This is a genomic window from Paracoccus mutanolyticus, from assembly GCF_003285265.1.
Lineage (GTDB): Bacteria > Pseudomonadota > Alphaproteobacteria > Rhodobacterales > Rhodobacteraceae > Paracoccus > Paracoccus yeei.
Window position 1 is genome coordinate 1,632,501 of record NZ_CP030239.1, and the last position, 23,636, is coordinate 1,656,136.

Annotated in this window: 22 protein-coding genes, 1 tRNA gene, 2 rRNA genes and 3 pseudogenes (1 of these 28 only partly in view); 14 read left to right on the forward strand and 14 right to left on the reverse strand. The window is 66.4% G+C overall.

The annotated features are described in order from the left end of the window. From DPM13_RS08735 to DPM13_RS08745, 3 genes are all read left to right on the forward strand, one after another. Positions 1 to 1,636, forward strand: a 23S ribosomal RNA gene (locus DPM13_RS08735); it begins 1,195 nt to the left of the window's first position. A gap of 85 nt (positions 1,637 to 1,721) precedes the next feature. Continuing rightward, positions 1,722 to 1,836, forward strand: a 5S ribosomal RNA gene (gene rrf / locus DPM13_RS08740). 60 nt (positions 1,837 to 1,896) lie between these two features. Beyond that, positions 1,897 to 1,973: transfer RNA gene (locus tag DPM13_RS08745), tRNA-Met, on the forward strand. Here DPM13_RS08745 and DPM13_RS26805 read toward each other — a convergent pair. Continuing rightward, positions 1,930 to 3,786: a recombinase family protein gene (locus tag DPM13_RS26805; RefSeq protein WP_397246318.1), complete on the reverse strand. Its 1,857-nt coding sequence runs from the start codon at positions 3,784 to 3,786 to the stop codon at positions 1,930 to 1,932. The genes DPM13_RS08745 and DPM13_RS26805 overlap by 44 nt on opposite strands. A 217-nt stretch (positions 3,787 to 4,003) precedes the next feature. Here DPM13_RS26805 and DPM13_RS08760 point away from each other — a divergent pair, with 217 nt between their 5' ends. After that, positions 4,004 to 5,299 (forward strand): hypothetical protein, encoded by a 1,296-nt coding sequence (locus tag DPM13_RS08760; protein WP_080621405.1) that lies wholly within the window; start codon positions 4,004 to 4,006, stop codon positions 5,297 to 5,299. Positions 5,300 to 5,437: 138 nt separating this feature from the next. Here the strand turns inward: DPM13_RS08760 and DPM13_RS08765 are convergent, their stop codons facing one another. From DPM13_RS08765 to DPM13_RS22765, 8 genes are all read right to left on the reverse strand, one after another. Beyond that, a complete protein-coding gene (locus tag DPM13_RS08765) occupies positions 5,438 to 5,869 on the reverse strand; it encodes a hypothetical protein (protein ID WP_080621406.1) in 432 nt (143 codons plus the stop codon). A gap of 91 nt (positions 5,870 to 5,960) precedes the next feature. Next, the gene (locus tag DPM13_RS08775) at positions 5,961 to 8,027 is read right to left on the reverse strand and encodes an AAA family ATPase (RefSeq protein ID WP_080621408.1); all 2,067 of its coding nucleotides are present in this window, start codon (positions 8,025 to 8,027) and stop codon (positions 5,961 to 5,963) included. Positions 8,028 to 8,120: 93 nt separating this feature from the next. Continuing rightward, complete coding sequence (locus DPM13_RS20625) at positions 8,121 to 9,086, reverse strand: hypothetical protein (RefSeq protein WP_080621410.1); 966 nt, start codon at positions 9,084 to 9,086, stop codon at positions 8,121 to 8,123. Positions 9,087 to 9,255: 169 nt separating this feature from the next. Beyond that, positions 9,256 to 9,594 (reverse strand): hypothetical protein, encoded by a 339-nt coding sequence (locus DPM13_RS08785; RefSeq protein WP_145963334.1) that lies wholly within the window; start codon positions 9,592 to 9,594, stop codon positions 9,256 to 9,258. Beyond that, positions 9,546 to 10,385 (reverse strand): hypothetical protein, encoded by an 840-nt coding sequence (locus DPM13_RS19685; protein ID WP_145963335.1) that lies wholly within the window; start codon positions 10,383 to 10,385, stop codon positions 9,546 to 9,548. The genes DPM13_RS08785 and DPM13_RS19685 overlap by 49 nt, the downstream gene beginning before the upstream one ends. Before the next feature lie 429 nt (positions 10,386 to 10,814). After that, on the reverse strand, positions 10,815 to 11,177 hold the full coding sequence (locus DPM13_RS08790) for a hypothetical protein (protein WP_112887851.1): 363 nt from the start codon (positions 11,175 to 11,177) through the stop codon (positions 10,815 to 10,817). A 136-nt stretch (positions 11,178 to 11,313) separates the two neighbouring features. Beyond that, the gene (locus DPM13_RS22760) at positions 11,314 to 11,589 is read right to left on the reverse strand and encodes a TRAP transporter large permease subunit (protein WP_262983281.1); all 276 of its coding nucleotides are present in this window, start codon (positions 11,587 to 11,589) and stop codon (positions 11,314 to 11,316) included. 148 nt (positions 11,590 to 11,737) lie between these two features. Beyond that, complete coding sequence (locus tag DPM13_RS22765) at positions 11,738 to 12,298, reverse strand: hypothetical protein (protein WP_223252674.1); 561 nt, start codon at positions 12,296 to 12,298, stop codon at positions 11,738 to 11,740. Here DPM13_RS22765 and DPM13_RS22770 point away from each other — a divergent pair. After that, positions 12,252 to 12,446: a hypothetical protein gene (locus DPM13_RS22770; protein WP_262983282.1), complete on the forward strand. Its 195-nt coding sequence runs from the start codon at positions 12,252 to 12,254 to the stop codon at positions 12,444 to 12,446. The genes DPM13_RS22765 and DPM13_RS22770 overlap by 47 nt on opposite strands. A gap of 701 nt (positions 12,447 to 13,147) precedes the next feature. On the opposite strand, the gene DPM13_RS20635 is transcribed toward DPM13_RS22770, so the two are convergent. Both DPM13_RS20635 and DPM13_RS08810 read right to left on the reverse strand, forming a co-directional pair. Next, on the reverse strand, positions 13,148 to 13,498 hold the full coding sequence (locus DPM13_RS20635; RefSeq protein WP_189654991.1) for a hypothetical protein: 351 nt from the start codon (positions 13,496 to 13,498) through the stop codon (positions 13,148 to 13,150). A gap of 379 nt (positions 13,499 to 13,877) precedes the next feature. Further along, positions 13,878 to 13,970: pseudogene (locus tag DPM13_RS08810) on the reverse strand (CRISPR-associated endonuclease Cas2); the annotation flags it as partial. Positions 13,971 to 14,649: 679 nt separating this feature from the next. On the opposite strand from DPM13_RS08810, the pseudogene DPM13_RS27675 reads away from it, so the two are divergent. From DPM13_RS27675 to DPM13_RS24980, 6 genes and pseudogenes are all read left to right on the forward strand, one after another. Beyond that, a pseudogene (locus DPM13_RS27675) lies at positions 14,650 to 14,822 on the forward strand (inorganic phosphate transporter); the annotation flags it as partial. Positions 14,823 to 14,991: 169 nt separating this feature from the next. Next, positions 14,992 to 15,171, forward strand: a complete 180-nt coding sequence (locus DPM13_RS25960) for a TRAP transporter large permease subunit (protein WP_112887853.1) — start codon at positions 14,992 to 14,994, stop codon at positions 15,169 to 15,171. A gap of 106 nt (positions 15,172 to 15,277) precedes the next feature. Further along, a complete protein-coding gene (locus DPM13_RS26810; RefSeq protein ID WP_397246321.1) occupies positions 15,278 to 15,460 on the forward strand; it encodes an SDR family oxidoreductase in 183 nt (60 codons plus the stop codon). A gap of 1,311 nt (positions 15,461 to 16,771) precedes the next feature. Next, the gene (locus DPM13_RS19690) at positions 16,772 to 17,323 is read left to right on the forward strand and encodes a hypothetical protein (protein ID WP_145963336.1); all 552 of its coding nucleotides are present in this window, start codon (positions 16,772 to 16,774) and stop codon (positions 17,321 to 17,323) included. A 258-nt stretch (positions 17,324 to 17,581) separates the two neighbouring features. Then, on the forward strand, positions 17,582 to 17,761 hold the full coding sequence (locus DPM13_RS08840) for a CocE/NonD family hydrolase (RefSeq protein WP_112887856.1): 180 nt from the start codon (positions 17,582 to 17,584) through the stop codon (positions 17,759 to 17,761). Positions 17,762 to 17,814: 53 nt separating this feature from the next. Further along, positions 17,815 to 17,940, forward strand: coding sequence for a hypothetical protein (locus DPM13_RS24980; protein ID WP_262983283.1), 126 nt, complete (start codon positions 17,815 to 17,817; stop codon positions 17,938 to 17,940). Positions 17,941 to 18,127: 187 nt separating this feature from the next. Here DPM13_RS24980 and DPM13_RS20640 read toward each other — a convergent pair whose 3' ends face one another. After that, on the reverse strand, positions 18,128 to 18,676 hold the full coding sequence (locus DPM13_RS20640) for a hypothetical protein (protein ID WP_189654887.1): 549 nt from the start codon (positions 18,674 to 18,676) through the stop codon (positions 18,128 to 18,130). 66 nt (positions 18,677 to 18,742) lie between these two features. Here DPM13_RS20640 and DPM13_RS08850 point away from each other — a divergent pair, with 66 nt between their 5' ends. Continuing rightward, a complete protein-coding gene (locus DPM13_RS08850) occupies positions 18,743 to 19,015 on the forward strand; it encodes a hypothetical protein (protein ID WP_112887857.1) in 273 nt (90 codons plus the stop codon). 903 nt (positions 19,016 to 19,918) lie between these two features. Here DPM13_RS08850 and DPM13_RS08865 read toward each other — a convergent pair. Together DPM13_RS08865 and DPM13_RS08870 are read right to left on the reverse strand one after the other, a co-directional pair. Beyond that, on the reverse strand, positions 19,919 to 21,136 hold the full coding sequence (locus DPM13_RS08865) for a recombinase family protein (protein WP_223252471.1): 1,218 nt from the start codon (positions 21,134 to 21,136) through the stop codon (positions 19,919 to 19,921). A gap of 19 nt (positions 21,137 to 21,155) precedes the next feature. After that, a complete protein-coding gene (locus DPM13_RS08870) occupies positions 21,156 to 21,338 on the reverse strand; it encodes a hypothetical protein (RefSeq protein WP_112887859.1) in 183 nt (60 codons plus the stop codon). Between the two features lie 344 nt (positions 21,339 to 21,682). Between DPM13_RS08870 and DPM13_RS19695 the strand changes: the two genes are divergently transcribed. Continuing rightward, positions 21,683 to 21,880, forward strand: coding sequence for a hypothetical protein (locus DPM13_RS19695; protein ID WP_145963338.1), 198 nt, complete (start codon positions 21,683 to 21,685; stop codon positions 21,878 to 21,880). Positions 21,881 to 21,940: 60 nt separating this feature from the next. After that, positions 21,941 to 23,260: pseudogene (locus tag DPM13_RS26815) on the forward strand (transposase). Positions 23,261 to 23,636 lie beyond the last annotated feature (376 nt).

The following is a 23,636-nucleotide window of genomic DNA, read 5'->3' on the forward strand; positions in this document are numbered from 1 at the left end:
GCATTTATGCACGCGGTAGCGGAGCGTTCTGTGATAGAGAACGCTGCCTCTTTTGCTCGTCAGAGTAACGGAGGCAATGTTCTGACTGTGAAGCCGGGCTGTAAGGCATCCGGTGGAGTGATCAGAAGCGAGAATGTTGACATGAGTAGCGACAAACAGGGTGAGAGACCCTGTCGCCGAAAGTCCAAGGGTTCCTGCTTAAAGTTAATCTGAGCAGGGTAAGCCGGCCCCTAAGGCGAGGCCGAAAGGCGTAGTCGATGGGAACCAGGTTAATATTCCTGGGCCAGGAGATGGTGACGGATCGCAGGTGTAGTTCCTCCTTATCGGATTGGAGGGGCTGCTGAGCGGTTCCTGGAAATAGCCCTCCACAAGACCGTACCCTAAACCGACACAGGTGGACTGGTAGAGAATACCAAGGCGCTTGAGAGAACCACATTTAAGGAACTCGGCAAAATACCTCCGTAAGTTCGCGAGAAGGAGGCCCGATTGGTGCGCAAGCATCGGTCGGGGGCACAAACCAGGGGGTGGCGACTGTTTACTAAAAACACAGGGCTCTGCGAAGCCGTAAGGCGACGTATAGGGTCTGACGCCTGCCCGGTGCCGGAAGGTTAAAAGGAGAGGTGCAAGCCTTGAATTGAAGCCCCGGTAAACGGCGGCCGTAACTATAACGGTCCTAAGGTAGCGAAATTCCTTGTCGGGTAAGTTCCGACCTGCACGAATGGCGTAACGACTTCCCCGCTGTCTCAAATGTGGACTCAGCGAAATTGAACTGTCTGTGAAGATGCAGACTTCCCGCGGTTAGACGGAAAGACCCCATGCACCTTTACTATAGCTTCGCACTGGCATCAGGATTGCGATGTGCAGGATAGGTGGTAGGCATTGAAGCGGGGACGCCAGTTCCCGTGGAGCCATCCTTGAGATACCACCCTTCGCACTCTTGATGTCTAACCGCGGCCCGTTATCCGGGTCCGGGACCCTGCGTGGTGGGTAGTTTGACTGGGGCGGTCGCCTCCCAAAGAGTAACGGAGGCGCGCGAAGGTTGGCTCAGAGCGGTCGGAAATCGCTCGTTGAGTGCAATGGCAGAAGCCAGCCTGACTGCAAGACTGACAAGTCGAGCAGAGACGAAAGTCGGCCATAGTGATCCGGTGGTCCCGAGTGGAAGGGCCATCGCTCAACGGATAAAAGGTACGCTGGGGATAACAGGCTGATGATGCCCAAGAGTCCATATCGACGGCATCGTTTGGCACCTCGATGTCGGCTCATCTCATCCTGGGGCTGGAGCAGGTCCCAAGGGTATGGCTGTTCGCCATTTAAAGAGGTACGTGAGCTGGGTTTAGAACGTAGTGAGACAGTACGGTCCCTATCGGCCGTGGGTGTAGGATACTTGAGAGTTGTTGCCCCTAGTACGATGACGACCGGAGTGAACGGTCCACTGGTGGACCAGTTGTCGTGCCAACGGCAGTGCTGGGTAGCTATGAACGGACAGGATAAACGCTGAAGGCATCTAAGCGTGAAGCCCCCTCAAAACAAGGTATCCCTTGAGAGCCGTGGAAGACCACCACGTCGATAGGCCGGAGATGTAAGCGCAGCAATGCGTTCAGTTGACCGGTACTAATGGCTCGATTGGCTTGATTTGATCCGGAAGAAGACAGACCTTCTTCCAAAAGCATCCTTGGACAACATCATCCTGCGGGATAACGCCGATCTCGCTCCTTTTCCGGTCTGGTGGCCAAAGCACGAGCAAAACACCCGATCCCATCCCGAACTCGGCCGTTAAGTGCCGTCGCGCCAATGGTACTGCGTCAAAAGACGTGGGAGAGTAGGTCACCGCCAGACCTGAAAAGAAGCGAAAACATCTCTCAGAACGATGAAAGCAACGCAAAGCGATGCAACGGACGCGGGGTAGAGCAGCCCGGTAGCTCGTCAGGCTCATAACCTGAAGGCCGCAGGTTCAAATCCTGCCCCCGCAACCAGAACTAATTCTTCAGCGATATCAGAGCTTTGCAAATGCGCTTCTGCGGATTGCACACTGTTTGATCCTCCGCGCCCAGCCCTCCGCGGGGCCTTTTGCGTTTGTGCCACGGCTCCGACAACCTCATGCACCGGCAGTCCGCAGGCCAGACGCAGCAGGCTCGCCAGCGCGCCGTGAAGATGAATGGCAAGGCCGGGCCTGCCATCGGATTTGCCGCTGCCGCTCTCTTCCGGCGGGACCGGCACCAGGACGATCTTCTCCACCAGGGCCCGCAGCGCTTCCTTCGCCTCCTCCATCCGGTCGTTCTCCGACAGGCCCCGGATCAGTTGGCCGATCCGCGCGCGATAGGTGGTCGCCATGCCGGGATGGATCCGGATCGGATCCGGGGCGGGCGAGGCCGCAAGCTGGCGCTCCAGGTCCTTGCGCCGCGCGTCGAGCTCGATCATCCGGTCCTTGACCTGTTCGGCCGGCACCCCGGCGATGATCGCATCCACCAGCTTCTTGTGATCGGTGCTGATCTGCTTGAGTTCCCGCTCCAGTTCGATGCGGCTCGCTTCCCGGGCTGCCTGCAGGCGGTTGCGCTCGGCGGCATATTCCTCGCAGAAGATCCGCACGGCTTCCTCGTCCATCAGGTGATGATCGAGGGCGTGGAGCACCCTCCTTTCCAGATCGCCTTGTTTGATGACAGCCATATTGGTGCAGGCAGCGGCACCCTTCTTGCGGGCCGTCGAGCAGCCGAAGCCATCCTTCGACACTTTGGAAAACCCGCCGCCGCAGCAGCCGCAGGTCATCAGGCCCGAGAACAGGAACTTCGGGCGCCGCCGGTCCCAGATCGGCACATCGGTGTTCTTCGTCTTCATCGCGCCCTGGCGCGCCTTCACCTGATCCCACAGCGCCTCGTCGATGATCCGCAGGTGTGGGACGTCGACGGCGGTGACCCGATCTTCCGGGTTCAGCCGCGAGTTCCGCTTGCCGGTGTCCGGATCCTTGCTGAAATGCAGCCGGTTCCAGACCAGACGGCCGACATAAAGCTCGTTGTTCAGGATGCCGGTGCCGCGCTCGCGGTTGCCGAGAATGGTCGAGGTGCCCCACCAGCCGCCGCGCGGGCCGGGGATGCGCTCGATGTTCAGGGCCTCGGCGATCTTGCCGGCGGAGGTGCCTTGGGCGTAGTCGCGAAAGATCCGCCGCACGACTTCCGCCTCTGCCCGGTTGATCGCGCGGTCGCCGTGCTCGGATTTGCCGTTCACCGTGACCCCGGGCAGCACGTCATAGCCGTAAGCATTGCCGCCGGCGAGCTTGCCTGCCCTGACCCGGCCCTTCTGGCCGCGATGGGTCTTGATGCCGATGTCGCGCAGCAGGATCTGGTTCATCGTCCCCTTCATGCCGATCAGCATCTCGGTGATCTCGCCCTCGGTGAGCGTGTGGATCCGGATGCCCAGATGCTCCATCCGCTCGTGGAACTTCGCGATATCGGCGAGCTTCCTCGACAGCCGGTCCATGGCCTCGGCCAGAACGATATCGAACTTGCCCGCCCTTGCCTCGCGCTGCAGGGCCTCGCATGCCGCGAAGGACGGCCCCGCCGGGCTGATCATTGATGTCTCCGGCATGCCCGGCCCCGCCGGGCTGATCGATTGATCTCCGGCATGCCCGATCTCTTCGATGGCGAGGAGCATCTGCGCGCGGATCGGCTCGAACGGGTAGATCGCAACGCGCAGTTTGGGCTGGGACATGCATCTTCTCTCGTCTCGGGATGCAAGGGCGTCGCGGCCGGGTCTACTCGTCCTCGCGGCGGAGCGGCCAAGGGCGCCAATCATGGAGGACAGGTGCGCGCTGGCATTCACTGGCGACGCTCACGGCCTGCCGATTCCCGGATGCTGACACGCCCGAGGCGCTGGTGGCGGAACGCCTTGGATGGCCGTCGGTCGTTCAGGCCGATCCGGGGCCTATGGTTTGCAAGGACCACAGGCCTCGGTCGAAACGGGCCGGCCGCATTGGAATCAAATCGGCGATTTGCGCGCCGGAAAGGTGAGGATGCCCGATCTGGACGATCTGCTCGGCCGGGCCATGGCCTGCGCCGAGCCGCAGTATCTCGCCGAGCGCGAGGCCCGGGTGGCGGCGCTGGCCGAGGGCGCGGAACTCGAGGATGCCGATCTCTGGCCGCTGATGCTGCTCATCGACGACGAACGCCGGCAGGTGCCGAACATCGTCAGGGACAGGGTTCACGCGCAGCGCTCCCATTACATCAAGGGCTTCAGCCTCGCCGAGATCGAGGCCAGCGTCCTGGTGCCTGAATGGCAAAAACGGCGGTTCCGGACCTTCGGCTTCATCCTGATCGCGCTGCCGATGCCGGCGCTGGTCACGCTGCCGCGCGGGCGCCGCCAACTCGAGGCGGTCGAGGCACGGCTGTTCGAGGCGCTGCGGGTCTGGGGTTTTGCCCTGCGCCCGGCAATCAGGCTGCTGGTCGAACGCGCGCCGAGCCTTGCCCGCGCCTCTGCTTCCGAGGTGGATTACCTCGCCGCCCATGCCCCGGACCTGGTGGCGATCGCGGCCACGCCACACCGTCGGACCGAGAGTGTCGCCGCCAAAACGCAGGATCCGGGCAGCGTCGAGCCGCATGATGTGCTGCGCGACTTTCTCGACCAGCTGGGGCGCGAGGGCCGGCGCTTGCGGGTCAGGTTTGCCACCGAAGGCTCGGACCAGCCCTTCTTCGGCGATGCGCTGGCCGACCGGATGCTGGCCCGGATCGAGGCGGAGTTGCCGCCGGGCGTGCCCGAGGCTGCGACCGGGCTGGCGCCGATCTGCGCGCGGCTGCTCAACACGCTGGCCAAGGGCAGGCGCCTCGCACAGGCGGCGTTCGAGGATCGTCCCGTCGGCATGCGGGCCTACACGGAAGGGCTGGACCGCCTGGGCGATCTGCCGATGCATGAGGTGCTCGGCGCGCCGGAGCAACATGGCAAGCGATTGCATGCGGCGGCCGGTCGGGTGTATCGCGCCCAGCTTGCCGAGCCCCTGGTGCAGCCGCCCACAGTATCCGAGGCCGACCGGCTGACCGCCACAGAAATGGCGACGCTGGCCTTCATCGCCGACATCGACCCGTTCCAGATCTCGGCCCAGCACGTGCTGCTGCGCCCCGAGATCTGGGCCGCGCGCGAATATGGCGCCGACGCGTTCCTGCGCCGCGCGGGCGATCCCGCCCGCAAGGCGGTGTTCAGGCATATGCTGACCGAGGGTGTCGCGCCCAATGCGGAGGCGATGAAACAGCCGCTGGTCCCGGAACTGGCGTCGATCGCGGGCATGATCGGGCAGCTGCGTCGGATCCTGTCGTGACGGGCGGGCGGAGACCGGATCGAGACCTCCTGCCGCGCCAAAGCCGAGACGATGACACGCGGGAGATGTGGTCGGTCTTGTCTGGCGGGCAACCGCGCGGAAATGAAGAGATGAACGTGCGTTCATGTACTCATGCCTTCATGGCGCCGGTGGGAGAAGCCGTTCGACGTCGGCGATGATGTCGTCCAGGAACTCTGGCCTGAGCGCGCCGTCGAGGGAGAGCACCTCGATCTTGATGCGCAGCTCGGCGCGGGTGCGGGCGGGCGTCTTGGCCAGCTTGGCTTCGATCTCATCGATGCGGACCAGAAGCGCATCCATCCTGGCCAGTGCAGCGCGGCTGGGTTCGGTGGTCTCGAAGCCGCAGGCGGCGGCGCGCTGGTCTTGGGCGCGATAGCGTTGCCAGGCGCGGTGCCAGGCGCGCCGTGCCGTCCGGAAGGCCGCGCGCGGCGGCTGGTCAGGTGCGACTGGCGGAATTTGGGGCTCGGTCGAGGGCGTCCCGGCGGCTGACAGCAGCAGGGCGAGGCCGGGCAGCGTGGCGATGAGGTCGCGCCGGGTGGTGGCTTGCGGCATGACGGGGGCTCCGGCGCTTTTGGTGGAGTGCGATGGCTGCGGTTCGGCGGCGGGGATGGCGGCAGGGCGCAGGGGTTCGGAGGCGGGCGGTTCAGTCGGGCGGCGGCGTTGGCTGTTCGATGTCCAGCATCACTTGCGCGGCGACCTCCAGATCAAGGCGCTGCAGCCAAGGGGTAAGGTCGTCGTCGGAAAGCTCGCGCCGGGCCACCAGGGCGGCGGCCATGTCCTCGAGCAGCGCGCGGTGCGGGGCCAGCAGGGCGGCGGCGCGGGCCTCGGCGGTCTCGAGGTGGCGGCGGCAGCGGGCGCGCAGGGCCGGGTCGCGCATGGGGGCCGCGCTGTCGGTGCCGAGCCAGAGCGGGCCTTCGGCGCCGAGGCCGTAGCGGGTCTCGAGGTCGAGCGCCACGCGCGTGGCCAGCGCCAGGTCGGAGTCCGGCGGGCCGCCGGCGCCGGCGGAGACAGCGCCCAGCACCAGCCGCTCGGCGGCGCGGCCGGCCATCAGCTCGGCCAGCAGGTCGGTGTGGTCGGCAATGAGCCCGGCCTGCGGGCGGCGCGCGATCCGGGTCGTGCCGCCGCTGCCCGCAAGCGCCAGGCGCTGCACCGTGCCGCGCCCGAGCGCGGTGGTGACGAGGGCATGGCCGCATTCGTGCAGGGCGACGCGGCGGTCGATCGCCGGATCGCGCCCGGCGCCGAGCCGGGCCATGAGGCCGGCCGCGTCGAGCGCCACCCCGGCCCGGCGCGCCGCGCCCCGCGCCGCCCGCAGTTCGGCGTCGCATTCGGCAAGGCTCAGGCCGACGCAATGCCGGGCCAACACGGCAAGGTCCGCCTCGGGCAACGCCAGGTGGCGGCGCAGCACGCCCGCGAGCGTGGCGGCATCGGGCAGCGGCACCTCGATCCTGAGGTCGAAGCGGCCCGGGCGCAGCACCGCCGGGTCGATCAGGTCGATGTGGTTGCAGGTCGCGACGACGAGGACGCCGGGCGCGCGGGCGATCTCGTCCATCAGCGCGAGGAAGGCGTTGATGACCTGCACGCGGTAGTTCTGGTTCGAGCCCGCGTTGTCGCCGCGGTTGCCCACGGCGTCGAGCTCGTCGAGGATCAGCACGGCCGGCGCGCGGGCGCGGGCCTCGGCGAAGGTGCGGCGCATGGCCTTGAGCATCTCGCCCAGATGCCCCGCCGCCTGCCATTCGCCGAAGCTGCCGGTGATCGCGCTGACGCCCGCCGAGGCCGCCATGGCCTGGGCGAGCCAGGACTTGCCGGTGCCGGGCGGGCCGTAAAAGAGCGCGCTGCGGGTGATCTCGGACCAGTCGAGGCGCCCGGCGCGCCAGAGCCGCAGGTCCTCGACCAGGTGCCGCGCGGCCTGCAGCGCCGGGCCGTCGCCGGTGAGGCTGTCGAGGGTGGGCGGCGCGGCGGCGTCGCCCGGCGCAGGGCTGTGGGTCGTGGCGAGGCGTTCGGCGAGTTCGGCGAGGGTCGGCGCGCGCAGGGCCAGCAGGACATCGGTGCTGTCGAGGTGGAGCCCGCTGTCGAAGGCCTGGCGCAGCAGGGCCCGATCGGCCGCCGCGCCTTGGCGGGGCAGGCGCTGCAGGGCCTCGAGGAGCGCCCAGACGATCTCGGCGCCGATCGGCGCGAACTCGTGGATGACCGCATGCCGACCAGGCCGCGCGTCGGGCAGCGCGGCGCCCTCGGCAAGCAGGATCAGCAGCGGCGCGGCGCTGTCGAGGCCTGCGATCAGCGGCTGATGCAGCGCGTCACCGCGCCCGGGCGCGGGGGCCGTGATCAGGTGCAGCGTGGTGGCGCCGGGGTGCTCCCGCGGGGCGCCGTCGTCCGGCTTCAGCTCGCGGATCCGCCAGGCGCCGGGCAGGAGAGCGGGCAGCACATGGCGCAGCAGAGGGATGTCCTCGGCCGGGATCCCGCGCAGCAGGGTCAGCGCGCCGGGGCGCAGGGCGGCGGTGACGGCGGCCTGGCCGCCGAGGCTCGCGGCCAGGCGCAGCGCAGTCAGCAGGGTGCGCGGCGTCAGCGCCGCGGGCGCGCTGGCCAGGCCGAGCTCGGCGGCGAGTTCGGGATCGGGCAGCGCCTCGCCGGTGGGTTCGCGCAGGCGGTGCAGCAGCTTGCGGGCGAAGGGCAGCCAGGCGGGTGCGGGGCTGGGTCGGTTGGGTGTGGTCATGCAGGATCTCCAGAGGCCGGGGCGCGGCGGCAGGGCGCGCGGCACGCAGGGGCGTGTCGTCGTGGAAAAGGAGTTTGTCGGGGAGCGATGCGGTCAGGACGCAGCGGCGACGGCGCCGGCGTCAGCCGCGATGCGGTCGAGGCCCGCCGCGATCACCGGGCGCAGCGCCGGACGATAGATCTCGCGGGTGACGTTGATCGCGTCGGCGAACTCGGCCCTCGGCACCACCGCATCGGGGTGGGCGCGCCGCAGCTGGCGGTGCAGCGCCGTCTCGCAGGCGCAGGCCGCGTGGCCCGAAGCCATGGCCACGACCCGCAGCACGGCGACGCTTGCCTCCGGCGGCAGGCCCAGCTGGTGGCGGTGGCGCTTGACCGGATGGGCGCTGTAGCCGAGCTTCAGGTAATGCCGTGCCGGGCGGGGGCCGCGGGCCGGCAGGTGGATCTCGAAGAGATAGAGAAAGCTCGGCCTGGCGCTCCAGCTCTGGCCGCAGCCGGCGCAGTCGCATTGGCCCCAGAGCATGTTGGCCTGGGCCACGCGCTGCACATGGCCGCAGCGGTGCCGGTAGAGCCTGTAATTCGGCCGCCCCGACGGGCAGGGCCCGAGGCGCTGCCAGCCGAAGCGCCGGGCCTCGGCCGCCTCGCGCGCGGCGTGGCAGGTCTCGCAGCGCAGCCCGGTCTCGCCACGCGCGACCCGCGCGATCAGTTCGAACTGCCGGCGCAGGATGTGGCCGCAGGGGGCGCGGAACTGGCCGTAGGCGCTATGGTCCGGATCGGGGCCGAGGAAGGCGACGCCTGCCTCCGCCGCCAGCGCGGCGCGCCGCGCGGCCAGGCAATGCGGGCAGAGCGGCTGGCCGCGCATCAGCACGAAGAGCTTGACGGGGAAGTCGCGCCGGCAGGTCCGGCAGCGCAGCAGCAGGTGATAACGGTCATGGACGCGGGCGAGGATGCGAAAGCCCTTGGCGGCGGCGGTCAGTTGCCAATGCGGCCGGATCGGGGCGGGAAAGCGGGGCAGGGCGGTGGAGAGCGCCGGCGCGGCGCCGGGGGGCGTGGAAAAACACATGAGAAGATCCTTCCCTGGTCAGAGGGTGCGTGGGGTCAGGCCTGCGGGCGGCGTGGCCCGGGGCGGCGGCAGGATCCGGGAAGGGTGATGGGTCAGGCGCGGTGTCTGGCGATCACGCGCGGGGAACGGCGCGGCCCTTCGGGGGAGAAAGGGCGGCGGGAAGCGCCGGTCAGGCGGCCGCGGCGCCGGGCAGGTCGCGGGGCGCCGGGGAGGGCTTGCGCGCCATGTCGGCGGGATGGGGCAGGGGCTGGGTGCAGCTCTGGCGCGGCGCCCCGTCCTGCGGGCCGATCACGGCGGCGGGCACCAGCGCGTCGCCGCCCCTGTCATCCACCTCCGGCGCGTAGTCCGGCAGCGCCGCGACCGCGGCCAACTGCGCGCGTGCCTCGGCCAGCATCTCGTCGACACCCCGATCGACCGGGCCGATGCCGGGGCAGCGCAGCACGGCGCCGAACGCGGCGATCAACCCATGGGCCTGGGCGAACTCCGCCTCGTCGGTCGCGAGCAGCATGACCCGCGCGATCCGCGCCACTGCGCAAGCTGGACCGGATTTTTCGCGACGAACTGGGTCTGCGCAGACCGCGACGGCGCGGCTACCAGATGCCGTGCGCGCTGTCCCATGCCCGAGAACTGGCGGCAGCGACCGATTTCGATCTGCGCGAGATCGCGCTCGGCGTCGAGATAGAGCGCCAGCGCGGCCTGCATGAACGCAAAGCGCTGCACCATCGGCGTGGGGGTGAAGCCTGGCGTGAGAGCTTCCGCAAAGCCTGCCAAAGGGATAGATTGATGTGCAGTCATGGTCGATCTCCATACAGGTTGACCGTGATTAGGGCCGAGGCGAAGGGTGCCGCCCTTGGTTGCATTTTGACAGAAGCAAAACCAAAAAACAATTTGCTTTTGATGATGCAAAAATACAAATTCAACCAAGCCCACCGATTCGGACGGGCAGCAAGAATGCGATTCCTTGTCTTGCCGTGCGACGGTCCATCGAGACCCGTCGCGGTGAGCCAGACCTGCCCATTCGCCCGGATGTCCGCAGTGCGCAGGTGCAATGGCTGGAGATGACGCGGGCAACAGCGAGCCGCGCGATTCCCGCAGGCCCAAGCGCCAGACAGTCGACCAGTGGTGCCGGCGTGACGCGGTCGAGCTGCCGCCCCAGGCGCGTTGCAGATACCAGTTGGCCGCCTCGCAGCGCCGATCGCAGGGCGGCTGCGTGGGCTGCAGGACCAGTCGCGACCGGCCAATAAGAGCCGCGGCAGCTGCGGGATCGGCGCGCCGCGCCGCCCGGCCCGCCAGTCCCATGGCATCTCGACGGCCCGTGCCAGATCCGGCCCGGCGCCCGGCGCGCGCAGCATCGACAAGAGCCCCAGAAAGGCCAGCGCGAGAGCCCAGCTCCTGGCCACCATCCAGCGGTCGAGCCTCGTCCGTGGCCGAGGATCGATGATCTGGCCATGACGGCCGGCTCCACTCCCGCACCTGCCGCCGGCGGACGATTCAGCCCGAACGCCAGCGCCGCCTGCTCCGTAGCGCGAGTCTTGCCACTGCCGTGTCGGCGGGTGCGCGCTGTTCGGGCGCCGTCGAAGCTGTCAGGCTGATGCCTTCGTCATAGCGTCACCGACGACAGGCTCGGTCAGTCCGAAGACAAGCCGGGAAAGCACGGCACAGCAAGTCCGTCAAGATGCCGAAGAACAATGAGCCCAGCATGGGGTGACGGCCGGCCCAAACGGACGGTCAGGCCGCGCCCAACCGCTCCCATACCGGCCATTCATGTTTCCTGCAGGAGTGGCGTCGTATCGCAGGCGCCGCACCCTGCGGGGTCTGATAGTCGAACTTCGCCTTTTGCTTTCCCTGCGCAAGTGGTCTCGGTGCGTCACTCATCTGTGCCGCATGTTCAATTGCCGCGCGCACGTCGAAGTCAGCCACGACGAAGTGCTTGGACTTTCCAATGATGTTCAGCCATTCCGGCGCAGCTTCACCGGCCATAACCAACACCTCGGCCAGAGCGGGCGTTGTTACAATCTTGCCTGAGTTAGCCGCTATCTCTGCAATCAGGTGGTTCACCCGGTCATGGCGAGATACTTCGGCTGCGATCATCAGCAGTTGCCGCGATCGGCCGCAACGCTAGCTCGACCAGCAGAAGTGGCCCGAAATGCAGCCCGTGATCGCTGCCGCAAGCCTCGATCCCGACCGCGCCGGTAAAGGCCAGCAGGAAATCCGGCAGGGTATAGGATTACAAGACCAGCACACCGAGCGAACACGAAGACCGAGGGCACCAGCGCATTGCCCATCGACAGCCGAAGGCTGTGTCGCCGGCCGGAAGCCGTCGCCGCATCGGCCGATTCCAGCGCCGAGACCAGGCGCCCGCGACGGGCGGGGTCACATCGGCCAGGACGGCGAAGTAGAAGGCGAAGAGATGGGCGTTCAGCACCGGGACACCCTGCTGGATCAGCAGAGGCGCGCCGATGGCGGCCGTGATGATATAGGCGGGCGTCGTCGGCACGCCCATGCCCATCACCAGACAGAGACCGCCGCAGCAGCAGGGCGACAGCAGCGTCAGCGTCTCGATGCTGAACGTTCGATCCGCAGCGCCGCTAGCAGCCCGTGCAGCGTGTTGCCCAGTTCCCGCGCCGGGTGAACATGCGGCGACTTGAAGCTCACGCCGAGTCAGGGTGACGAGCCGATCGCCACGCCGACCAGCGCCGCCGCCGCCGGCACCGCCAGCGATTGCCGGGCGCGGCGACGAAGCCTTCATAGAGCCGGTCGCGGCTTCCTTGATCTTTCCAGCACGCCCGCCGCCATGATCCCTGGATCAGATAGCCCGCCATGCTGGCGGTGATGGCCCAGAAGGCCGACAGGAAGAGCCGGCGCGGCACATCTCGATAATCCAAGGAGGAGAAAAGACTATGAAACTGACACGCCGCCAGATAATTGCTACCGGGGCCGCCGGACTTGCCCTGTCCACCGCCCTGCCCGCGGATGCCCAGGAAAAAATAGCCCAGATCGCACCTGCACCAGCACGCGGAAGGCAGCATGAAGGCCGGACGATGGCGGCGATCAGGATGGTGCGCAAGCGGGATGCCCGGTATTGACCATCGGAAGGCGACCGCGCCCATCACCGGTGGCGTGATCTGCGGTCGGTCGAGGAGGAAGTTCCGCGCTCCCCCGGGGATGGAATCCGAGATATTCTCGAAACTGGGAGCGGCGCCGGTGGTCACCCCCTTTGGGGAGGTTTTTACCGCGATGAGCACCGGTGCCGTGGCCGGCACGGATGCCTCGACCCTGACGGCTCTCGGCCCAAGCCTTCTGCAGCGCGGTCGCCAGGTCGATGAAAACATACGACATGCCCGGGCTTCTGCGCCATGACGCCGAACAGCACGAAATGGAACACAAGGTGGCGATCACGCCAAGCGCGGTGCCGTAGATGCCATCGGCAGTAGATAGGACGATGAGGACCAGCGGCGCAGGGATGGCCATGATGCCGGGCATCGACTTGCCGAGATAGGCACAGGCCAGAACAGCCCGGCATGAGCGGCAGCGGCCAGCCCGTCGAGCGGCGCAGCGGCCCCATCAGCAGACCAGCAGGACGGCCATGGCCATGTCGACGGGCACGGGTTGCCCACGCGGAACTGCAGAAGGTCGACCAGGCAATTGAACACCACCTGCTTGCAGCCCTGCGCCAGCAGCCAGTCGAGCGCCGCCAGCGACTGCGCGAAGCCGCCGCCGGTGGCGGTTTACCCAGGGTCGAGAAACTAGGAAGATGACGAACAGCGACAGCCCGGTGCAGCCCCGAGCATAGAAGCGGTGAATGCCAAGGCCGCCCACGAAGATCAGCAGGAAGCAGGATCAGGATCACCCCGGTCAGGATGGCGATGGGGCGCGTCACCGTGCGAAAGCGAGCATCGGGATCGTATTCCTCTTCCAGGCGCGAAGCTGATCCTGGAAAGCTGGGAGGTGGTCTGGGTCATGGGAAGTTCCAGCCGTGCAGTTCAAAGGCCAAAAGTGCTGCCGAAACCGGCAGCTCCCTTCGACGGCTAGCGGGCTTGCTTATTTCAGTTCAGCCGGCCTCAATGTAGAAACGCACTCGGCGCCCGGGTGGAAGGGGAAATCAACGCCCAGAGCGCCCCGGCCGGGGTGGGCTGCTTGCCGCTTGGCATGGCCGGCGTCCAACAGCTTCTGGGTGTCTTGGGTGTAGATCGCTGGAGATGCCGTTGATCGCTCTTCGGGTTGGTCGCGTGCACAAGCTGCGCCCGACCGGGGTTGCGCCATCGGCGTCCTGCCCCTCGGAGATCCCGGCTGGAACGGTCTCGGCGGCAAAAGCTGTCGGTCACGCGCATGACCTGATCGGTCTGGGCGCGCATGGTGTCGCGCAGCGCCGGGCCGAAGTCGGCGGCCGATTTCAGCAGTTCGACCTGCATCTGGGCCATCAGCCGAGCCGTCCATCGCCTCGCGCATCCTGTCCTCGCGCTCGGAGGCGTGTTGCAGGCTTTCGGTCGAGAAGTTCTTTTCGGACACCCGTCGCGCGAGGATGATCCGGCTCGACAGGATGTCCGATGTTGGGTTCCACAGCGCCAGCGAGGTGTCCTCGATAGGCGCGGACGAGGCGATGCCCGCGTTGCCGACACCAGATGGATGCTTGTCGCAGTGGATTAGTGCAAGCGCAACCAAGGCCGGCCTGCCGGAAGACTGCACGGCCCACGGTTTGCGAAAGGCGCGTCGGGGGCTGGCTGAAGCCGGCGCCACGCTTCGCCTTGAGCGCCGTGTCCATTGCGCCGGGTCGACCTCGATCTCGAAGACCGAGAACTGCACCCGCTGGCCGTAATCCTCGCAGGCGCGGGCGACCTGGCGAATGGGAAAGCGCGTTCTTGCCGCCCTCTTCCATCGTGTCATCAGGTGCCAGCCGTCGCTACGGTGCCGATGCGGAGCTTGCCGGTCAATCGGACACCCGAGGCGAGGCTGCGCAGCTCTGCAGCATCGCGCACAATCGCACGGCTTTGGCCCAGAACCCCATGGCCCGCCACCGTCGCCTGCACGCGAACCAGGCGAACCAAGGTCATAGCGCACGCAGAGCCGCAGGGCGCGGCGAACTGATGCAGTCGGCGCAGGGGTAAAGCGCGACCCGGCAATCCGCGCGCTCTATCGCTCAGCCCGATGGCTGGCAGAACGGCGGCTGTTTCTGGCTCGCCACCCGCTCTGCCCCAAGCTGCACCCAGGGCCGGCTTACGCCCGCCAGCGTCGTCGACCACATGCATCCGCAGAAACGCGGCGCCCGTCCCCATGTTGTCGGATCCGCCTTGTCAGGCCGTCGAGATCGGCTGGCACCCGGCGGAACGAAGGCGGACCATGTCACAACGATCCGGCTTCGCATCTTGCAACGCTGGACCGCGATCTCGGGCGTTTCGCAAATCTCGAGGCGGCGGCTGCCTGTGTCTCGCGGCCGCAGGTGGCGCCCAGCATTCGCGCTCGTCTTCGTCACCTGACCGGACCGCGCAGGCGATGCTGCTGGGGCTTGCGGCGGACGCTGGCCCTCGTCACCGCAGCCGGCTCGGTCCCCTCGCTGGCCCGAGCAGGTGCCGATGCCGTGGCAAACAACATGGGACCTGCGGTTGGGGCGAACGCGCTCGCATGGGTGGGGCCATCGTCATCGCCGTGATTTTCGAAAGCGCGGGCGGCTGATCGCCGGCGCGGATGTGGTCTCGACCGTCGCCCAGGGCATCGTCGCGCCCGAGACGCTGCATACGGCAGGCACAGGCGTCAGAGCTACGTAGCGGTTTCGCTAACGGCCGACGGCGCTGGGGGTTTACAACCCTCCCGGCGAAGGTGCCGCCGTCATCGAACCGGACGCCGATGGCGAACGTGGTCGTGGCGCGGGTGATCGTCGGCGCCGGAGTCGGCGCGGTCAACTGGGCGCATGCTGGCGTCGCGGCCGCTGGTGCCGCCGGTGATGGGCGCGGCGGCCTTCGTGATCGCGGAAACGACAGGCATTCCCTACTCCGAGATCATCATAGGCGCCGCGCTGATCGCGGTGCTGTATTTCGCGGGCAACCTGCGGAACCTGCACGTCCACCTGGAAGGGGCGCACAGCTGGTGAAGCTGCGCGGCGCGGGCGTCGTGATGACGCTTTACCTGCTGTTCCTGATGATCCCGGTCTATTGGCTGCCTGACCGAGGGCTGGTGCACGCGTCGCAATAGTCGATCTGCACCCCGACAGGACGCAGGCAGCAGCAAGCCGCATCAGTGCCCTGGGCATAAGCTGCGATGTCGCCAATGCGGCGGCTGGTCAGGCCGCGATGTCTGAGATCGTCGATAAACTGGGTGCTCCGCATGTCTTGGTGAACTGTGCGGGCATTGCACCGGGCTGTTCATCGTCATCGGCGTAGGCGAGCTGACGCGGACGGGACAGGAAATCATGGCTTCGAACCCGATGCGGGCCAAACAGACTATGGCAGGAAATACTAAATGTTTACAAACCGCCTCTCGGATTGCCGGACAGCTGACTCATGTCGCGCGGCGGAGCGTGCGTCGGCTTTTTCCGCGAATGGAACGCCGCCTCGGCGACTGACGCCGGCCGCGGCGCCGATCCCCGGCCGCACTTTCACAGGGATTGCACCTATGACCGCCCAAGTTCTTCATGCCGGCCGCACGTGCTGACCATCGGAGCGGCCCGGATCGTGACCGTTCCCGCCGCGGCGCTTCTGTCGACGCCTCTGTCCGCACCGCGGCAGGATCCCGGCCTGATCGTGCACGGCCCCTTGCAGGCCACGCAACTGGTGCAGTTCGCCGAACGCCTCATCGAGCCGCGCGGCGGCCGGCGCTGTTGCAGGGGCTATCCATGCAAGACCGTGCGGAGAGAACGGCATTCGCGCAACAAGGCCGCGGCAAATCGGTCTCCGGACGGTGCCGGCCCACACGGCGGGCACTCCACCCGAAGCCTGCCTTCAGCATCGCTCCGATCAGCGCACGATGTCCCGCCGGTTTCGGTTCTGCCTCTCGGTGGGCGGCATGCCGGTTCTGGCCTGTGAAGCCCAGGCGCCGTGCGGCCTGCGCCGGTTCGACCATCGTCGATGTCAGCCCGTTCTCGACCAGCGGCGCGCTCGTGCTGCAAAACTCACTTCCAGGGAATCGGACCAACCAGTCTCCGAGTCGGCCTCGACAGTCGACGGGCGCACGCAGCACTACGAATGGGAATACTTCGATGGTCTCGGCCGGGTTTATAAGACGGCCACGTCGGGAAGTACTAGCAAACAGGCGGATGCCATCACGATCCAGATGGCGTATGATGCCCGTGGCACGATCCAGATGGCGTATGATGGACGCTATAAGAACACGCCCCGCCGAGGTCCATGTGACGGGGTTGAAAGGCGACGCCGTCCGAGCAACGCCGCGCCTTGCGCCATCGGCAACCATGAGGAGTCGGTCGCAGCGCGGGATGAAACGAAGCCAGCGGGGTTTGCGGTCGAAGCGCCGGACCCCGGGATCGCGTCGAATCCGGCGGAGTGGGGCGAATCCGGGATCAAGTGCCCGTTGCCGGCTGCGTCCGGGCATGTCGCTTCGCTGGCTGCCGGACCTTATAGCCTCGTGGCAGCCGACATGGCTAGATCATGGCATCGCGGCCTGGAGATCACATGCCCGATGGCGTTCGTCGGCAAGCGGCGGGCGGCGTTCTGGGACTGCCGACCTTTGCCGTGCCGATGCTGCTGGTGCTTGTCACCGGCTACATGATGGCCTCGACCACGCGGTGCGGCGCGGGCTGGAGCGGCTGGCCGACCTGCGGGATCGCCCGGCACCGCGAACCTGCTGGCAGCTTCGTCTCGCTGGCGGCGAGCTGGATCGACGGGGCTTCGGCCTGGACGTCGGCGCATTGTTCGCCAAGGCCATCGCGCGCAAGGTGCGGGTCGACTATCGGCTGCTGTCCCTCCGCCTATTCCGGCTTCATCGGACGTCATGGCGGGCTCGCCGGCCGGTTCCGCTGGCCTCGACATCGGCGCGCACCGCGTCGAGGTTGCCGTAACGCGCTGGGTGAACCAGCCAAAGGCCTGCATCTTTGCCGCCTCGAACCCCATCATCTCATTGCTCCTCTCACCGCGGTGCCGCTGGTCAACCGCATGAAGATGCCGCGTCCGGGCGAAGAGGTCTTTGTCGACCCCAGCTGCTGGCAGAGCCCGAAGTCGCCGATACGCCCGGCACCACACCGGCCGAGCGCATGGCAAACAGCCGCGTTCCAGCCTGATCAAGCCGGGTGAGTCGCCTGGCTGGTTCAGTATGTCGAGGTCACGCCGCTGACGCTGAACGACCGGTCAACCGCAAGAGCCTGATGCCGCCCCGCCCCGAGGGCAAGCGCGCCTTCCGCAGCCAGTCCATGCGAAGCTTCAAGGGCGGCGCCGGCAAGTGACCAGTGCCGTACTTGCCGGTAGTCATGGCGATCATGCTAGATGGCGGGCCTGGCCGATGACACCTCGATGTGGTACCGGCACTGACCAAGTTTTCTATCACGGCCTGGCATGAGCGCCGGACGTGGCGGCCGCTTCGCCTCGGGCGGCGGGCAAGAGGTCTATCGCCGCGAAATCGACGACGGCTACGACACGCTGGACTGGATCGCCGCGCAGGATTGGAGCGACGGCAACATCGGCATGTGGGGAACGTCCTATGTCGGCTTCACCCAGCTTGCGCCGCCGGCCTGAGAGCCCGCGACATCATGCGATTCTGCACTTTGAATCGGGCCGCCTACGGAAGCATGCGGGGAATCCCGAAGTTCAAGGCGCTGGGCGAGCGCCTGGAGGACCTGAAGAACCGGCATCAGCAGGGTCTCCTGCTGTCGATCGACTTCCTGAAGGAGCTTCTGGCGCTATGCGCTGAATGACGGGTCCTGGCAGTGGGGGCTACGTCATCCTGCGGCTTGGCTTTCTGCAGGTTCCGCCACGTCCCCGAGCTCCCGAGCGTGATCGGTTCTGGCCAGACCGCCAAGAGCGGGAGCACGCCTGCAGGCACTGACCGTCAGCCTGGCCACGCGCGTTGGGCAGGCGACCATCGCCTTGGTCGCGAGATCGCTATCTTTCCAGGAGGAAGCCCCCGGCGCGGTGTTCTGGCACCCGAAGGGCTGGCGGCTGTTCCAGACCCTGATCGGCTATATGCGTGAAAAGCAGGGCAGGGCGGGATACGAAGAGGTCAACACGCCGGACATCATGGATCGCGGCCTTTAGGTCTCGGGAGGTCTCGGGCCACTGGCTGGGCGCGATCTTTGCCGTCGCGCTGATCATCGCCTTGGCCTGGTCTTCAACTCGGTGCAGTCGAACTCCATCGCCGAGGCGGTATCGGCGGTTTCGCCGTGCGTCGAGGATGGCGGTCGGCCTGACGACGGCGGGGCTGCCGGCTGCGGTCACCGGGGCTTCTTCAGGTCGCCCGCGTGGCCGAGATCGGCCCATCAGGCGGGATCTATGCTGGCGGCGATCATCGTCATCGTGTGACCTGCCGCGGTGAAAGACCGCCTTTGCTTCGCGCGCCGCTTGCGCCATGCGGGCGGCGTCGCGGATGTCGGCCCGGACAGGCTCGATCCGGTCGCCGTGGCGGTCTTGCAGCCAGGCGAGGTTGCGTTCCACCCCCTTGTCGCGGCAGTAGCGACCCCTGATCCGCATACCTCTCGAGCTAGGGTTTCGTGCAGGCGCTTGGCGTCATGGACCGACAGCATCCTTGTCAGCTCGACGCTGCGGCAACATCCTGTCGGGCGTCGGACCCGCGGCATCGGCGTCCGGGAACCGGCTGCCGAATGCGCTGGTTCCTCGCTTCGGCATGCCGAATTCGACGAGTTCTGGGAGGGGATGTTTTCCTGGATGCTGTGCAGCGGGAACGCCTATGCCGAGATCGACTGGATCAACGGGCGGCCATCCTCGCTGATGCCGATCCCGTCGACGCATGTGACGCCGATCCGCAAAGCCTGACGGAACTCGTCTCACCCGGCAAAACTGCGTCACGAATAACGGCAAGGTCTGTTGCAGGGTCTTCCTCACCGACCGGCCTGCCATCTCGGGTTAAGTTTCAGGGGACTATCTGGCACATCGCTGACGGTAACAGGTTCGGCCCATTGCTGCCGGTCGGCCTCGAGAGATGCTGCGTGGCCGCAACCAAGGAATGGCTTGACTGGCGACTATCTGATATACTGCATCATCGGATAACAGGACACACGCGCTTTGGGCGACTCGACGATACTTTGGAGGATCTGATCGTCGCCGCCAGCCGCGAGGCACTGCACGAAGCGAACCTTTCAGGAGATGCGATCGACGCTATGCATGGCTTCCAGGCTGCGCGCTCGGACGCGCCACACGCTCCGTCGGAAAGGGGATGATCGCCTTTGACCACTCCGCAACAGGTCACAAATCCTGCCCCCGCAACCATCTTTACTTGCGCCCCCGCTGCACCCGCCGCGGGGTTTTTGCGTTGCGCGGAAAGCGTAAGGATTCCGGCCAGATCGCCGGACTTGTCCAGCGCCTCGGCCTCCGCACGATCCGGTCTTCTCCCGCGCGACACGCACGATTACGCCGAGCATCGCAGCGCAACACGACAGCCAGCTCGCCGTCGATGCGGACCAGCGCGCCGGGTCGACCAGCGCCCGCAGGATCCCCGCCGCCTGCGCGCGGCGTCCTCTGCTGCAGCGTCTCGTAGAGCTGCTGGACCCGTGCCCGGTATTGCAGCGCCATCGACGGATGCAGCAGGGGCGGGGGCCCGTCGGTCGTGGCGAGGAAGTCCTGCAGCTCCGCCTTGCGGGCGCGCAGCTTGTCGCCGCGTCCTTGACTCCTTCACCGCCTCGATCGAGATGGCGTCCCGCATGTAGAGATCCATCAGCTTCAGCTCCTGCCTCCGGCCTTGTCGATGCCGGCGCCACTTTCCATCCGCAGCCGGTTCATCTCCACGGTGAACGCGGCACAGAATTCCGGGAACAGCTCCGGCTCCATCAGATGCTTGCGCAGTCCGTTCAGGATCGAGGCCTCCAGCGCGTCACGGCGGATATTGACGCGGTTGTTGCAGGTACCCTTGTTGCGTGCGGTCGAGCAGCCCAGAAGATCCTTCGAGATCGCTGAATAGCCGCCGCCGCAGCAGGCGCACTTCGTCAGCCCCGAAAACAGGTATTTGGGCCGCCGCCGGTAGTTCACCTTGCGCACGTCGGCGATGCCGCGCGCGTCCCGCGCGACGGTATTGGTCTTCTGCCGCGCCTTCACGGCGTTCCAGAGATCGTCGTCGAGGATGCGCAGTTCCGGCACCTCCTGGATTACCCAGTCCTCTTCCGGATTGAGCCGGGCCTGACGCTTGCCGGTATCGGGATCCTTGACGAAGCGCTGGCGGTTCCAGACGATCCTGCCGACATACATCTCGTTGTTGAGGATGCCGTTGCCGCGCTTCGGGTTGCCGTTGATGGTGCTGAAACCCCAGTCGCCGCCCGAGGGTGCGGGGATGCCGTCCTTGTTCAGGGCTACGGCGATAGCCTTGGCTGATTTGCCGGCCGCGTAGTCGCGGAAGATCCGGCGCACCACCTCGGCCTGCGCTGCGTTGATCGTGCGGTCGCCGCGGATCGGCTCGCCATTGCCGTCGAACTTCTTGACGACATCGTAACCATAGGCGTTGCCGCCGCCGGACTTGCCGGCCTCGACGCGCCCGCGCTGGCCGCGCCGGGTCTTGTCGGCCAGGTCCTTGAGGAACAGCGCGTTCATCGTGCCCTTCAGGCCGACATGCAACTCGCTGATCTCGCCTTCGGACAGGGTGAACATCTTCACATCGGCATAGCGCATGCGCTTGTAGATGCCGGCGATGTCCTCCTGGTCGCGGCTGATCCGGTCCAGGGCCTCGGCCAGAACCATGTCGAAGCGGCCGCGCGTCGAATCCATGACCAGCGCCTGGATGCCGGGGCGCTGGATCATGCTGGCGCCGGAGATGGAATGATCGGAGTACTCCTCGACCACGGTCCAGCCTTCCTTCTCGGCCCGCAGCCGGCACATACGGAACTGGTCGGCGATGGACGCATCGCGCTGCTGGTCGGAGGAATAGCGGGCGTAGATGGCAACCTTCATGGCGGCTCTCCCTGTCGGATCAGGAGGCGCCGGGTTCCCTGGCCTTTTTCTGCGCCTCGAAATTGTCCCTGGCCGCCTGCCTGCCCAGCAGGCGCACCAGCCTGACGAGGCGCGGGTCGGGATTGCCGCGGGGCGTGAAGCCGAGTTCCGACTCGCCGAGCAGCAGGGCGTCGAGCAGCGCCTCGCGTTCGCTCCGCGTCATCGTGGCCTGGGTTCGGGAAGCTGGCAGCATCCGCGCCAACACAGCGTGGCGCAGGACAGCGAGCTATCACAGGCGGGATCGGGCGCATCGCAACTCACCTCGGCGCAGACAGCGTAAACCGGCGCTGCCGCGCCTGCTGCAGGGGGCGCTGCGCGGCGGCACATGCGTAGAGGGGCGTAAAAATACTGGAAACCGGCTGTGCAGTCTTCCGGTCATGATCGCCGCGCTACAGCCGGCCAGACGACTCATATGTCCGGTCGCAGGGTGTCCAAGAAGGTCTGCAATGCGGGATTGTCTTGGATCCTGCGGGTCCCCGTGGCCCGCCAGCAACGGAGGAAACGCCAATGAAGCGCAAGATCGCAGCCGGAATCCTTGTCCTCGCCACCTTCGGCCCGCAGGCGCTTAGCGTGCTCCGGCAGTCCGGCCTGAACAACCTTTCAGGCGGCGATTGCGTCCCTGATGGGGGAATTTTTCTGTACAAGGATCGCGGCGACCGGCTGAAGCAACGGGGACAGAAGCGCTCTGAGATAGGCGGGCTCTGATGATGTGCCCATTCCCGCGCCCCTGAACAGGATGACCTGCTCCGCCCGAGACTGGTCGACATGATCGACGCCCGCCATGAGTTGGTGAAGCTTGCGGCACTGATCGACTGGGATTTCTTTGAACGGGAGTGGGCGAGCTTCTTTCCGTCTCGCCAGGGACGGCCAGCGACATCTCCACGCCTGGTGGCGGGGCTCATGTATCTCCAGCACGCCTTCAAGCTCTCTGACGAGGCAGTCGTCGCCCGGTGGGTCGAGAACCCGTATTACCAGCACTTCACCGGCGAGACGTTCTTCCAGCACCGTCCCCCGATCGATCCCTCGTCGCTGGTGCGCTGGCGCAAGCGGATCGGGGTGGATGATGAACTTCATGCTGCAAGCCGACCGGCGCGGCCTGAAAATCGATTCGATTGCGCGTTATCGACGCCCTGCCCGATGGCAGTGATCGAACGGCTGGAAGAAACCTATCGGCTTTACGAGCGCCCGATCTGGGTGACAGAGATCGCCGTGGCCGATTGGCGCGCCGACGAAGGAAAATCGAATAGATACAAGAGTAAAGACACGCTCGCCATGTCCGCGGCTGGCCGCCAGGCGGGGCGCAATCTTTATCCCGTCGATCCCCGCGCCGTGCCTTCGCCCGCCGCCCATGCCCAGGGCGTGCGCATGGCCGAGGAATTGCTGCGCCGCCACCTGCAGGACCACGGCGACTGGCCGCGCGGGCTGGTCGTGGACCTGTGGGGCTCGGCCACCATGCGCGCACGGCACCGAAGAGCAAGAACAAGATCTACGCCCTGCACGAGCCCGAGGTCGACTGCATCTCCAAGGGCAAGGCGCGCATCCGCTATGAGTTCGGCACCAAGGTCAGCCTTGCTACTACCCTCGACGGAGGCTTTGTCGTCGGCGCCCGCAGCTTCCCTGACAACCCCTACGACGGCCATACATTGGCGCCTGCACTGGAGCAGGTTGCCATCCTGACCGAGCAGGTGCCGGATCTCGCCGTCGTCGATCGCGGCTATCGCGGCCATGGCGTGGAGACCACCAAGGTCCTGATCAGCGGCACAAGACGCGGCATCACCCCGCTCCTGGCAAAGCTCCTCAGGCGACGAAGTGCCATCGAGCCTGAGATCGGGCACATGAAGAGCGATGGTCGCCTGGCCAGATGCCCGCTGAAAGGCCGCATCGGCGACGCGGTCTTCGCCGTCCTCTGCGCCTGCGGGCACAAACCGAAAGATCCTCGCCCATCTCACGGCGCTTTTGTCCGTGTTGCTTCAGCGGGTCGCCGCGATCCTAGGACACGAAAATCCCGGCATCAGCGTCACAATCGCCGCCTGGAAGGTTGGTCAGACCGGATTTACTGAAACTCCTCGGTTTTCATGGATTTGAACCCTTTCATTAGATTTCTTGATGGAGAACCGCTACAGGACGGCAATTGGACGCCGCCCGAGGTCATAGTCCGCGCCAAAAGGAGTGGGCATAGTGACAGGCCTTGCCATAGCACGCGATGGCGAACTCTTCCGAGGATCACGTTCAAGCTAATTCTCAACCGGTGCAGCATGAAGCATAACGGCTCGCAAGCCATCTCCGATCCGCGAAACCATCAACCACTACACCGATCAGCAAGATTTCCATACGACGCGCAGGCCGTCCAGGCGGTCGCCGCCGAACGGATCGCCGACGAAAACATCAATGTCGGCCCGTCGGACTATGTCGCCTGGCAGAACGACAACAAGGTCTGCTTCCTGCGGATGGAGGGCGAGTT